This window comes from Acinetobacter towneri, assembly GCF_017498585.1.
Taxonomy (GTDB): Bacteria; Pseudomonadota; Gammaproteobacteria; order Pseudomonadales; family Moraxellaceae; genus Acinetobacter; species Acinetobacter towneri.
Genome location: NZ_CP071766.1, coordinates 2,526,172 through 2,538,755, shown reverse-complemented (window position 1 = coordinate 2,538,755; position 12,584 = coordinate 2,526,172). Strand labels below are relative to the sequence as shown.

Here is a 12,584-nt window from a genome sequence, read left to right as displayed (position 1 = left end):
GTTTCGAATTCACTCGCTTTTTTGTTTACTGCTATTGCGCAGGTTTGTACCAGCAGTTCAATAAGTCCAATATTGCTGAAACCTTGTCAAAACACTCTTGATATTCTGCTTCACAAACAGATGCAATCGTGACTCCACCGCCAGCCCATAATGAAACATTTTGCTGATATTTTTGAATAGAACGGATCAGAATATTCCAAGAACCCGTTCCATCGGCATCAAAATAACCCATAGAGCCGCAATAGGCGCCACGTGCTGCACCTTCGAGTTCATCTATAATTTGCATGGCACGAATTTTCGGTGCGCCTGTAATTGACCCACCTGGCAAGGCAGACATCAACACATCAAAAGGATTCATCTCGGCTTTTAGTGTTGCGGTCACTTCACTGACCATGTGATGCACTTGGTTAAAAGACTCAATATTGAATAACTTTGGCGTTTTGACGCTGCCAGTTTCGGCATAAACACTTAAATCATTACGTAATAAATCCACAATCATCACATTTTCAGCCTGATCTTTTTTAGATTCACTTAATTGTTGTTTCGATTGTCGGTCTAATTCAGGATCGCCATAACGTGGCATCGTGCCCTTAATGGGTTTTGTGGTAATTTTTCGATTTTCCTCAAAATCGATAAAGAGTTCGGGCGAACAACTTAAAATTTCAAAATCACCAATACGTAAATAACCTGCATAAGGTGCATTGGTCAGTTGCCAAAACTGAGCTGCAGTCTCTAAAAGTTGACCTTGAGCCTCAGCGCTAAACTCTTGCGTAAGATTAATTTGATAACAATCTCCTGCCACTATATAGTCTTGAACATGTTGAAAGGCGCGTTGGTAATCTGTGAAATTCCAGCGGGCTTGACACTTTTGGCTTAATTGGAACTGTTCAATTATGGTTGATTGAGTATATAAATTTAAAATAAAATCAAAGATTTGAGTAGCAGCATCGTCTGAACTATAAAAATACCAGCCATCAGTTTCTTGCTGTAAATAGCTTTTAAATTGACCTAAAAAAATACTTGGCTGGGGACGAGACTGCATATTGATGTGTTGCTGTGCTGCTGCATCATACGAAACAAACCCCATTACACTGCAAAATGGGGCGGTGTCAGCATCTTCTAAAGCACCGAGATGAGCTGTTAAATCTAATTGAGTTGGACTTAATTCATATTGATCCAATGCCGTTTTTTGAAAGTAAAAATGTTGATGGTTTTGCTGCACACAATAGCGTTCAGCCAAAAAAGCAATACGTGCCTTTCCATTATTTTGCAAATAAATACAATGTGAAAGTGCTGCCAAAGCTTGCAAAATTCTTGCAGCCTCATATTCAGGTTCACAGAATAATTTTTTAAAATGAGTAGGATAGGACATAAAGCGTAAACAGCTGAGAGATTTTAAAAGGCTATTTTACATGATTGCAGCAGATAAAAAGCAAATAACCGTTTGTCGGTAAGATGTGGATTGCGACCAACAGCAGTTGAACAAAAAATAACTCAGATATACCTTTGTATGTGCAAACCGGCTACTCAAGGAATGTGTGTTAGTGTTGTCCTCATCAAATAAAAAAACAATTACTAGCACTGAGTGGTAAAACCAAAAAAATAATACTCTCGGGAGAGTAACAAGATGAAAAAATTTACTAAACTTGCTTTGGTATCATCAATTGCGTTAACGACAAATGCAATGGCAATGCAGGCAATGGACGATACTGCATTAAGCGCAACTACTGGTCAAGATGGTTTAAGCATCGGGATTGGTATTTCTAAAATCGAAATCGAAAAACTTTTAATCCATGATAATGATGGTTTGGCTGCAAAAGGTGCTGCTGGTGATGCTGGTTTTGGTGGGACTGGTAATGCTGGTGCAATTGTTATCAAAGGCAATGGTGTTGATGGTAACGCTAACAAAACACATGGTATCGTGATTGGTGCAAACTATGATGATAATGGTGCTTACTTATTAACTTCGCGTAACTTAGCAGACTTGGTCATTGATACAGATGCAGGTTCTACTGCTGCAGGTGGAGCATTTATTAACGTTGCAGCTCAAGTATCTGGCTTAGATATCAAGATTGGTGAAATTGGCGTATCTGCATCAAATACAATTGACCCTAATGCAACCAATATTCGTCGTGGCCATAGTGATTCCAACTACAACGCAATTTTATCTGGTTTAGAAATCAAAACAGGTAAAATGGATGCCAATATCCAATTGGGTGCTGCCCCACAAGGCGCAATGGTTAAGTTGAATACGACGATGGTCGGCGGTTTAGAAATTAAGAACTTGGGCATTTTAGACAATTCAACCAAAGAGAAAGCTGTTGGTGCTGTAGGTACTACAGCGATTACAACAAAAGAGGCGGGTGAAATCTTTATTGAAAGCATTAAAATTGCAGATGCAGATAGTAAAGATTTGACCCTAAATCAAGATATCCAAGTATTTAATGATGCTTATGTTGGCGGTGGTACTACTCTTGGTAAGGCGGCGCATATTCGCATTGTAAGCAATGACACTGGTGCCAAAGACCAATATATTAAAGGTATTCATTTAGGTAGTCGTACTGCTGCTTCTATTGGTGATATGGAAGTTCAAGGACTTCAAACTTACTACAGTACTTCTCAGGGTAGCTACACTAAGGGTGCTGTTATCACCATTTCAGGTCACTAATTTAAAAACTGAAAAAGCGCGTGAATTCACGCGCTTTTTTTTACAAATAAACTCATGAGTTCGCAAAAAAATATAGAAAGACCTTTTTTTTTTCTTTAAAACGAGTATCTTTCTAAATACAAGGAAGTAGAGTGAAAGCTCTAAAAATAAAAATATTAGGCAGGTATTGCCGAGAACTAAAAAGTAAAAATATATGTTAGAGATCGCTTTAGGCTCGGCATTGATCTATTACGCTGCCACACAAGCCTTTGATTTAAAAGAACAGCATCCTGAAACTGTGCGTTACACAGAAACTTTGGATTCTAGAAATAATTCCTTTACCCGTATGCACAGAGAGCCTGTGCAAATTAAACCTGCTTTAGAAGATCAATTTCGCGGAATTGTGCGCCAAGCCTATGACTACAGTTGTGGTTCTGCAGCTTTAACAACCTTGCTGAATGGTTATGTAGGAACACAATTAAACGAGCAACAAACCATGAGTGGCTTGCTGCGTTATGGAGAATACGACCGAATTATTGAACGTCGTAGTTTTTCGCTATTGGATATGAAGCGCTTTGTCGCAGCTTTGGGCATGGAAAGTGGTGGATATCGCGGGGAGTTTTCGGATTTAGTTAAACAAGGACAGCCTGCAATTGTGCCGATTTCCTATGCAGGTTTTAAACATTTTGTGGTGTATAAAGCCTATAAAAATGGGCGGGTTTATGTGGCTGACCCAGCTTTGGGCAATATTAGTTTTGATGAAGAACGATTTAAGGACGTTTGGGAAAATAACACCCTGTTCTTAATTAATGTAGCACCTCAGCATCGACAAAATATGTTGGCATTACATGAAAAAGATTTACGTCATGTGGAAGATGCAACAGTGAATCGTTATGCCTTTGTTGATATTCAATATCCACAATTTGCGATGGAAAAAATAGCTGATAAAGCATCGACGATACGACTAGAACGTAATGTAAATAAAGATTCTGATAATTATGGACAGTACGAGCATCGTTTTTTAAGACTCTACTATAAAAACAAGTAATTAGTTGTTCACGAAATACAAAAATAAAAATGGAAGGGGTAAATCATGGATCGTAAATGGATGAATAAAACCTTATTGGCACTCAGTATTCAAATGGTATTTGGGGTGGCTTATGCCGCAGAGGAGCCGCAATTAGGGGAATATGAAACCACAACTGAACAGGCAGAAGTATCAGATACAGCAGCATCCACTGCAGATACAAGTGCTGAAACAAATAGTGCGGTTGTCGCTGCAAATGGTGCACAAGCAGCATCATCTGCTTTGCAACAGCAAGAGGGCGACGCAACCAAAGAGGCGAATTTAGAGGAAGTGTTTACCTCGAATGAGCGTCAATATTCCCTTATGAGACAAGGTGAAATTTCATCTTATTATGATATTGATTATACCTATCATCGTGATACGCAGCTCGACCTTGAAATGGCTCAAGGTCAGTTGTATCAGCTTCGTGTGCAAGAAAATGCGTCCCACGCATTAACTAACACCTTCACCGCACAATATGGTTTGCGTGACAATTTAACTTTATCTGCTTCTGTACCATTGGTTGCAAAGTCAGACTTGTTAAAAGATGCCACGGCAGCAGGCTTGGGGGATATTTCTTTAGGTGCACGTTGGGAGCCATTCCCATTAAAAGCGGGGCGTTTACCTTTAATTTTATTCGCAAATTTATCGACCAAAACGGGGGATAGTCCTTACGAGATTAATCCTGTTAAAGATTTATCAACAGGTAAGGGTTACTACTCTGCAGGCATCGGTGCAAGTACGCGTAAGTATATTGACCCAGTTGTATTGTTTGCTTCTGCTTCAGCCAACTATGGTTTTAAAGAAAGCGGTCTCAATCAAATTCGCGGTAGCCGTATTATTGAAGAGTTTGAGCCAGGTATTAGTGGTGGTTTTGCTTTTGGTTTTGCTTATTCGTTTAACTACGATGTGTCGATGACCATGTCCTATCAGCAAAGCTTTAATACAGGTTCGGAGTTTACTTATCATACGGGTGAAAGCTATTCACCTGCAGACCAGACCAGTTCGACTTTGGCTATTTCATTAGGCGTTCGCGTTTCACCTGAAACCATTGTGAATGGTACGGTAGGAATCGGTCTGACCGAAGACGCGCCAGACGTATCACTTGGTTTGTCATTCCCACTGGATATTCTCGGTTTCGGTAAAAAAATTCGCTAAGAGGCTAGTCGCATGAAAATGATACGACTTCGCCCGTTAGTGACTGCAATTATACTGTCGGGCTGTTCAGGGGCTGCTTTTGCGCAGCTTGGACAAAACTTATCTGTCGATATTCGTTCTTTGACTATGGGGAATGCGGTCACTGCAGATCCTCCTGGTATTAGTGCGATTCACTTTAACCCTGCTGCACTGACCAAGATTGAAGGTTTGCAAACAGATGTGCAAGGGGTGTTGGCACATTTTGATGTACAGCGTGAGCTTTCTGTTCCAGCAGGTTATGACGTATTTGGTTATTCTGATGACCCTGTGGTGTGTAACGATGGGCCAGAAATTTTGGCCGATTTTTGTACCGATTTTAAAGGTACAGTACAAGCCGATGTCGAATATCCAACGTTGTATGTCCCGATTCTGAAAAAATTTGTCGATTTAGGTAAGGGTATGCCACTGGCAGCGCCAACCAACGGTATTGCCTATAATCCACCTGGTTCCAAAGTAACCTTTGCCACCGCATTATATGCACCGCTGATTGCAGGCTTTGGTGCCGAAAATGGTAACCCTGGTAACTTTATGGGACAACAGGTTGCCTTAGAACGTATCACCTATCTTTCTCCATCTATCGCCTATCAAGTCAATGATGAATTGTCAGTCGGTGCGTCAATAGGGATGTCTTACCAAGCCATCGCCATGAATACCGATTTACGCTTCCCGAATGAACTGATCGGGATGTTACGTATGGTGGATGAAGTGGTCTGTACGCCATTTAAAGAAAACGCCAATATCATCACCGATATTTTGTTGCTCGGGATTTGTAATGCCGAAGAAGGCATGAATCCATTTTCCCGTTTTGGGCAAATGCAACTGGCGGTTGAGCAAAGTTTAAGCCCGAGTTATAACTTGGGTATTTTGTGGGAACCGACAGAAGATTTTAGCTTTGGTATGGTGTATCAGAGTGCAGCTAAAATGCGCTTAAAGGGCAAATATCATATTGATAACTCGAAAGCACCGCGTGAGTTAATTAATGGTTTGATGTCTTCACCAACAGGTCAGATTTTAGCGGCAATTTTAGGTTTCCCAAGTTATATTCCAGCCAGTGAGTCTGGTTTGGTTTCTATGGATTTTGAATATCCTGCGCACTTTCAAGCGGGGATAAAATATAAAGTCATGCCTGATTTACAAGTCAATTTTGATGTGGGCTGGACTGACTATAAAGCATGGGATAAATTCAAATTCGAGTTTGACCGTCAAATCTCGGCATTAAAAATTGCAAAATTGCTTTCGGAGCATGTGTCTGATGACAGTTTAGCTTTGCCATTAGAGTTTAAGTCACCGTGGAACTGGGGTGTTGGCATCGAATATTCAGCCACAGACCGTTTAAAACTGCGTGCGGGTTATGAACCACGTGGTAGTGCGATTCCTGACAATAAACGTAACACTATGGTACCAATTAATAATGCACGTTTATTCGGTCTGGGTGTGGGATATCGTTTTGATGCAGATACAGACCTTGATTTATCCATCGGCTTTTTACAAAGTAAGGATAAAATTCCAGCCAATACCAGTAGCTTAGCCAATAAGGAAGGTGTGAATAACCTGCTGTTAAACCCTTATGCGGGTTTGAATGTGAAAACGGATACAAAAATTACAATTCTTGGATTGAGTTATAGAACACGATGGTAAGTTCAGTACGGAAAATAAAACGGACTTTATTTTCAAAGTCGATACTCACACTGATTTTCAGTATGGGATCGGTGTGTTACGCGAATCAGTTTTACACCATTATTGGACCAGATGGTCGTCCAATTGTGGTGCAGCGTAATGCTGCAGAAAAAAAGCAAACGATACAGGCGTTGGAAACCGCACAACAGCAAAAGCAAGTCCAACAAAAGCAACTACAAGAAAACCAACAACAAGACCAGTTTAAGCAAGACAAGGTGCATCAAGTACAGCAGATAACTGCTCAAACATCCGTTCAGGTATCTAAAAATATTTCTGTTCAGGCGAGCAAGCAACTGAATTTGTCTAAGCCGAATATCTCAGAACAATCCGCTATGTCACAAAATCAGGCTAGTCAAAGCAAAGAGAACTCATCATTGCGTGCATCACACACTGAGCCAAATGCAGTGCAGCAAGATATTTCCAGTGCGGAATCTGTTCATCAAACAGGATTGGCAAAAGAAGCAGCGATCAACAAAGTCGCGGTAAAACCATCTGTACTAGAGGATTTACAACAGCTTCCTCAGCAATTTGCGATTGATCCATCCACAGTGTCTGTTTCTAAAAAAACACCAGATCAAGCATCGCATGCATCTGCCCAACAAACGGGTTTTATGGAGATGGCGGGAGAACAGTATGTTAAAAGTGAGTATTTGGAAGATCAGGAGTTTAATTTAGAAGGAAAAAAACGCTTTTATAGTATGCCAGAAGGCATAATTGACACAAAAAATGGCGGTGGTGCTCGTATGCAAGTGGTCGAACGTGAACGTGGTGTAAGCCGTTCCGTTCTCAATAAATTATTTAAAAAGCAATCGGTTGCTGAGCCTCACGCTATTGTTTTGGCTGCAGACTATTATCGTGTTAATCAAGCTGAAGCAATTGAGGGTTTGGGGCAGCAATGTTTTGCTGAAAGCAAAAAAAATAAAGCTAAAACCTTAAAAGCACAACAAGATTTAAATTTGTGGCCTAGAGCTCCCTTAACCGAAAAATTTGATTATGAATTGGTGAAGTTAGAAGGCAATATTCAAAATATTCAAATCAACTCTTATGCCATGAAGCAAAATCAACCGACCTTTTATTGGCCGTTTGTGGTTTTTCTGGATCAAAAAGGCTGTGTGATTGAAGGTGCAGGTGGTTTTAGAAATCAGGATACTGCAGGCAATGTCTTACGACACGAGGTAATAGAAGGTATGCTGCAACTTCCAAAAAATAGCCACTATGTATTATTAACGCCATTGGCTTCTGCAGTGGATATGGAACATCGCGCGCTCAGTAACCAAGGGCAATTAAAACTTATTGCGATACGCTAACAACAATAAGAGAATTCAGGATGAAAACAAGACATATTTTACCTTTTGCAACGACAGCATTGATGGCGGCATTGAGTGGCTGTGGTGGAGAAAGTGCCAATATTAATCCAGAGCCGAATGCTGTGCCGTATATCAATGGAAGTTGTGCCAGTACAGCAAAAAACTGTGTGGAATTTGCATTGGATTATCCTGTGGATGGTTTGAATTTTACCTGTAGCAGTGATACCAGTAAAACCTACATCACTATGATTGAGCCGAAAAGTAATGCGGCAACAGGTAAATGTAGTGAAGGAGATAAAGTCCACTTCTTTATTCAGGAAAAGACCAATCAATATATAGACTTAGGAACAGTGTCATTGTCTGATATTGGAATGGTCAGTACTGCAGGTGCGGGTTATCCACGTTTAAGTGTGCTTGATATGGCACGTGGATTAACAGGACGCCAAGCAACGAGTTTGAGTAATAGCGACGAAACAATACAGGTCGCGACTGCAATTGTACGTTTGCTACAAGCACTTTCTGTTGAGGGTGGAGGAACGATTGCTGGTGATATTCAGCCTTTAACAATTACGCCCCTTAAAAAAGAACAATTGGCAAGTATTGCTGAGTCCGTTGACGTTGGGGATTATCGTTCAGGGGCTTATGCCAGTATTTTACGCCCATGGGTAGATGTGTCACAGGTGTCTCAAGATGATGCTTATCAAGCATTAAACACCTTGGTTTATATGAATAACTCGGCATCTTATCAAGCCAACTATCCAATTTTAGCCAAAGAAGATTCACAATTGCCACAAGGTTTATATGGCTGTAATTTGGCAGACTGTAAATCTACGGTCGCAGATTTGAAACACCTCATTGGGCAGTATCAACTGATCACAGACCGTTCTGGATATACCTTCGGTTATGGTATGCAATGGAAAGGTACAGTGTCTGCAAACACCACCAACCCAATTTTAACGGTGAGTGGTGAATTGATTCGTAAAGTTCGTCCTGAGCGAATGGTGGCATCAGCACAAACCACATGGGTTAACCCATTGAATAAACGTATTCAGGGGCCATTCCATTTTAGTGTGAATGAAAATGCGTCTGATGATTTTAAAATAATCCAAGGTAAGGTATTTAATGATTATTTAATTGCGGGTACGGAAGGTTTTTATAAATTATTGACAAAATCTACAACAGCAAATCCTGCAGATTATGGTCAATGGCAACAAACCATAGGCACCGATCAGTTCAAAGGATCTTTTGATGCCTATAAATTCTTTTCTGTGAACTTTTTGGATAATCGTGTTTTTAAAACTCAGAAAAATGTACCTTTAGGCAGTCGCTATATTTTCCCAATTTATGCAACCTTGACCTTTAATTTTGATGGTGGAACGACGACAGATACCATCAAATTAGGTATTGTTTTAGATGAGGATGGCAATATTCGTACAGATATAGCACCAAATGCCACAGCAACCGATATGTCTGGTCAATGTGCTTCAATTAGTCAGTCTGCTGCTGAATATGTTGATACAAATGGTGTGCAGCAATACCGTATTGGTGTGTTAGGTGCAACCGATATTGACAATAAAGCAGTCACTTTGCGTATGATTTTAGCCAATCCAAAATTTAATAAACTTGATGGCGCAGTCATTGGTTTGAATACCAAAATTGAAGCGGTTGAAGGTGGGAATGGCCAAGTGGTGGGTGGTGCACGCGCTAATATAGGCAATTTAGTTGCTGCCAACTCTACACGTATTACTTTGTCTGATTTTAATGGCTCAGCAGTGAAGTGGAGCAATATTTATCATGCGCAACTAGCAACTTATGTGGCTCAGAACCCAACTTTAGCAACCGATGCAGATAAAGCTTTGGTGAAAGCCCAAGGTGGAGCTGTAAGTCTAGATGTTGCTGAGTGTTATAACCCAAATAAAGTGCGTATTTAGCATTAATTTTAGGTGACATAGTGATGAAAATAGCCCACTTTAGAGTGGGCTATTTATTATTCGAATTTTAGCTTGATTCAAATGAACATCATGTGGGGTTTTTAACCCGTATGATCGGTACGAGAACCTAAGGTTTCTAAATGTGTGGTGAAATGATTGTTCTTTCGATCTGCAAAGTAGTGTTGTAAAGTACGTTCTACACTTGGGAAAGCCAATTCAGACCACGGAATTTCATCTTCACTAAACAAGCGTGATTCGATGGTTTCTTCACCTGCACCAAATTGACCATTCAACAATTGAGCTTTGAACAGCACATAAATTTGCCCAATCCGTGGAATGTTATACATGCAATAAAGTTGTTCGATTTCAATTTCCGCTTCGGCTTCTTCGCGGGTTTCACGGGCAGAACCTTGCTCCATGGTTTCAAACATTTCCATATAGCCTGCGGGTAAAGTCCACAAACCATAGCGTGGTTCAATTGCACGACGACACAACAATACTTTATTTTCCCAAACAACCAATGCACCACAAATGACTTTTGGATTGACATAGTGAATATTGCCACATGCGCTACACACTTGACGTAATTGCTGATCGCCAAGCGGAATTTTCGTTGTTGTTTTTTGTCCACAATTTCCACAAAAGTTCATAGTGATCGTCATTGTTGAAGGGAGTTCTCAGAATAACTGAAAATTTCAACTTTGGCATCCTCTCTATCTATTGCCCACCTATTTCAGCTATGATGAAAACTTAGACAAGGAGAATTATAAGGCATGATTGATCATTCGCTCACGCATCTATTACAGCAACGTTTGCGCTTTTCTAAAACGTTCATGGAAGCGCATGCAGCGGTATTGATTGCCATTACCGACGAGTCTGATCCAAAGGTATTGCTAACCCGCCGTTCTACCTTACTCAATAATCACGCGGGTGAGGTGTCTTTCCCTGGTGGCAAACGCGATCCGCAAGATACCAGTAATATTGTGGTGGCATTGCGTGAAGCGCAGGAAGAAACCGCATTAAATCCATTTGAAGTGCAGTTGATTGGTGACTTGCCAATGCAAAAAGCCCGTAATGGAATGTTGGTTAAGCCTGTGGTGGGGCTGATTCCTCCAAAAGTAGAATTAATTCCACAACCTTCAGAAATTGATCGGATCTTTTTTGCCTCTTTGCAGCATTTAATGGAAGCGCCACCAACGCCGTATGAAGTGAGCTTTGCACAACAAAAATTATATTTTCCGAGTATGCAGGTTGAAGATGAAGTGGTTTGGGGCTTAACAGCGCGGATGTTGGTGTCTTTATTTGAATATGGTTTGGATTATCGTAAAGAATGGCCGTTTTTGTTAAATTCACCAACATTTAAGAAATAGAAAAATTTTGATGTGAAGATAGGAAGGAACCATGTTGTATAAATTTAAAGGATATGCCCCGAAAGCAATGCAGCAACCGTGGGATGGTTGGGTGGCGGATAATGCCACGGTCATTGGTCAGGTTGAGTTGGGACAGAAAGTTAGTATTTGGTTTGGGGCTGTGGTACGTGCCGATAACAGTAAAATCAAATTGGGTAATTTTAGTAATGTTCAGGAAAATGCTGTTTTGCACACCGATGCAGGTATTGAAATGCAGATTGGTGATTATGTGACTATTGGACATCTGGCGATGTTACATGGTTGTACCGTGGGCGATAACACCCTGATTGGTATTAATGCAGTGGTGCTGAATCATGCGGTGATTGGTAAAAACTGTATTATTGGTGCCAATGCTTTAATTCCTGAAGGGAAAGTGATTCCCGATAATTCTGTGGTGATGGGTTCTCCCGGTAAAGTGGTTAAGACTTTGGATGAGTCTGCAGAAGCACGTTTAAAAATGAGTGCGCTGCACTATGCTGAACATTTTCAGCATTTTGTAAACCTAGAGCCTGCAACACTCTAAAATAGAATTTGCATCGTTTAGTCAAACGCATTTTTTAGCTGTAATGACTTAGAGTTTTATACGCAGGAATTGCAATCTGGTACGTGTAAAACCTCGCTTGAATTTCAGGAGTGGAGTATCATAACGCCAATTTTTGATATTTAATTCTTGAAGGTTGTGCATGAAATTGCTGGCATTGGAAACTGCCAATGAGCAGTGTTCCGTTTCGATTGTAGATGAAACACAGGAACTCTTTTTTCAATTAGATGCGCGAGCAAAAGCACAAACGCAAACCATCTTACCGATGATTGAGCAAGGCTTTGCTGAAACTCAAATCAGTACGGCCGAGCTAACTGCAATTGCCTTTAGCCGTGGTCCGGGTTCTTTTAGCGGTGTGCGAATTAATGCGGCAGTGACGCAAGCTTTGGCGTGGTCACATGATGTGCCTGTAATTCCTGTATCGACTTTGCAGGCATTGGCGCAAACGGCTTATCGTCTTGAAGGATTAACTGCAGTTACTGCTGTGTTGGATGCACGCATGAATGAAGTGTATATCGCTAGTTACGAGTTAAACGCACAGGGAATTATGCAGGCGGTTGATCAGGAACAATTATTGAATTATAGCGATGCTGCACAGGTGGTACGCTTTCAATTGGTTGGTTCTGGTGCAGGTCTAATTGATCAAGAACAAATACAATACAAAGGCTTAAGTGCAAGCGCACAAGATATTGCTACTATTGCACGCGTCTGTGCACAGCAACAGCAATGGGTCAGCGCAGAACAAGCATTGCCTGTTTATTTACGTGACAATGCTTGGAAAAAAATTCCAGAACAAGGCAAGGCATAAT

At 40.7% G+C, this 12,584-nt stretch carries 11 protein-coding genes; 9 read left to right on the top strand and 2 right to left on the bottom strand.

The window, feature by feature from the left end:
* Positions 1 to 31 precede the first annotated feature (31 nt).
* Positions 32 to 1,372 (bottom strand): aminodeoxychorismate synthase component I, encoded by a 1,341-nt coding sequence (pabB, locus tag J4G44_RS12260; protein WP_207973709.1) that lies wholly within the window; start codon positions 1,370 to 1,372, stop codon positions 32 to 34.
* Between the two features lie 255 nt (positions 1,373 to 1,627).
* Here pabB and filA point away from each other — a divergent pair, with 255 nt between their 5' ends.
* From filA to filF, 6 genes are all read left to right on the top strand, one after another.
* On the top strand, positions 1,628 to 2,668 hold the full coding sequence (gene filA / locus J4G44_RS12255) for a putative pilus system protein FilA (RefSeq protein WP_004975211.1): 1,041 nt from the start codon (positions 1,628 to 1,630) through the stop codon (positions 2,666 to 2,668).
* Between the two features lie 193 nt (positions 2,669 to 2,861).
* Positions 2,862 to 3,695, top strand: a complete 834-nt coding sequence (filB, locus tag J4G44_RS12250) for a putative pilus system C39 family peptidase FilB (RefSeq protein WP_004975213.1) — start codon at positions 2,862 to 2,864, stop codon at positions 3,693 to 3,695.
* A 45-nt stretch (positions 3,696 to 3,740) separates the two neighbouring features.
* The gene (gene filC / locus J4G44_RS12245; protein ID WP_004975214.1) at positions 3,741 to 4,871 is read left to right on the top strand and encodes a putative pilus system protein FilC; all 1,131 of its coding nucleotides are present in this window, start codon (positions 3,741 to 3,743) and stop codon (positions 4,869 to 4,871) included.
* 12 nt (positions 4,872 to 4,883) lie between these two features.
* The gene (gene filD / locus J4G44_RS12240) at positions 4,884 to 6,548 is read left to right on the top strand and encodes a putative pilus system OmpP1/FadL family transporter FilD (RefSeq protein WP_070154334.1); all 1,665 of its coding nucleotides are present in this window, start codon (positions 4,884 to 4,886) and stop codon (positions 6,546 to 6,548) included.
* Between the two features lie 62 nt (positions 6,549 to 6,610).
* Positions 6,611 to 7,894, top strand: coding sequence for a putative pilus assembly protein FilE (filE, locus tag J4G44_RS12235; RefSeq protein ID WP_242769749.1), 1,284 nt, complete (start codon positions 6,611 to 6,613; stop codon positions 7,892 to 7,894).
* Between the two features lie 20 nt (positions 7,895 to 7,914).
* Positions 7,915 to 9,825: a putative pilus system protein FilF gene (gene filF / locus J4G44_RS12230; protein ID WP_207973708.1), complete on the top strand. Its 1,911-nt coding sequence runs from the start codon at positions 7,915 to 7,917 to the stop codon at positions 9,823 to 9,825.
* Between the two features lie 101 nt (positions 9,826 to 9,926).
* Here the strand turns inward: filF and J4G44_RS12225 are convergent, their stop codons facing one another.
* A complete protein-coding gene (locus J4G44_RS12225; RefSeq protein ID WP_026438436.1) occupies positions 9,927 to 10,475 on the bottom strand; it encodes an NUDIX hydrolase in 549 nt (182 codons plus the stop codon).
* A gap of 123 nt (positions 10,476 to 10,598) precedes the next feature.
* On the opposite strand from J4G44_RS12225, the gene J4G44_RS12220 reads away from it, so the two are divergent.
* The 3 genes from J4G44_RS12220 to tsaB all read left to right on the top strand — a co-directional run bounded on the left by J4G44_RS12220 (position 10,599) and on the right by tsaB (position 12,583).
* A complete protein-coding gene (locus J4G44_RS12220; RefSeq protein ID WP_004975226.1) occupies positions 10,599 to 11,195 on the top strand; it encodes a CoA pyrophosphatase in 597 nt (198 codons plus the stop codon).
* A 31-nt stretch (positions 11,196 to 11,226) separates the two neighbouring features.
* The gene (locus tag J4G44_RS12215) at positions 11,227 to 11,757 is read left to right on the top strand and encodes a gamma carbonic anhydrase family protein (RefSeq protein ID WP_131261917.1); all 531 of its coding nucleotides are present in this window, start codon (positions 11,227 to 11,229) and stop codon (positions 11,755 to 11,757) included.
* 160 nt (positions 11,758 to 11,917) lie between these two features.
* Positions 11,918 to 12,583, top strand: a complete 666-nt coding sequence (gene tsaB, locus J4G44_RS12210; protein WP_180044424.1) for a tRNA (adenosine(37)-N6)-threonylcarbamoyltransferase complex dimerization subunit type 1 TsaB — start codon at positions 11,918 to 11,920, stop codon at positions 12,581 to 12,583.
* Position 12,584 lies beyond the last annotated feature (1 nt).

Bases quoted from the DNA above. Each gene is read 5' to 3' on its own strand.
- pabB (WP_207973709.1), bottom strand. From the start codon at position 1,372: ATGTCCTATCCTACTCATTTTAAAAAATTATTCTGTGAACCTGAATAT.
- filA (WP_004975211.1), top strand. From the start codon at position 1,628: ATGAAAAAATTTACTAAACTTGCTTTGGTATCATCAATTGCGTTAACG.
- filB (WP_004975213.1), top strand. From the start codon at position 2,862: ATGTTAGAGATCGCTTTAGGCTCGGCATTGATCTATTACGCTGCCACA.
- filC (WP_004975214.1), top strand. From the start codon at position 3,741: ATGGATCGTAAATGGATGAATAAAACCTTATTGGCACTCAGTATTCAA.
- filD (WP_070154334.1), top strand. From the start codon at position 4,884: ATGAAAATGATACGACTTCGCCCGTTAGTGACTGCAATTATACTGTCG.
- filE (WP_242769749.1), top strand. From the start codon at position 6,611: ATGGGATCGGTGTGTTACGCGAATCAGTTTTACACCATTATTGGACCA.
- filF (WP_207973708.1), top strand. From the start codon at position 7,915: ATGAAAACAAGACATATTTTACCTTTTGCAACGACAGCATTGATGGCG.
- J4G44_RS12225 (WP_026438436.1), bottom strand. From the start codon at position 10,475: ATGAACTTTTGTGGAAATTGTGGACAAAAAACAACAACGAAAATTCCG.
- J4G44_RS12220 (WP_004975226.1), top strand. From the start codon at position 10,599: ATGATTGATCATTCGCTCACGCATCTATTACAGCAACGTTTGCGCTTT.
- J4G44_RS12215 (WP_131261917.1), top strand. From the start codon at position 11,227: ATGTTGTATAAATTTAAAGGATATGCCCCGAAAGCAATGCAGCAACCG.
- tsaB (WP_180044424.1), top strand. From the start codon at position 11,918: ATGAAATTGCTGGCATTGGAAACTGCCAATGAGCAGTGTTCCGTTTCG.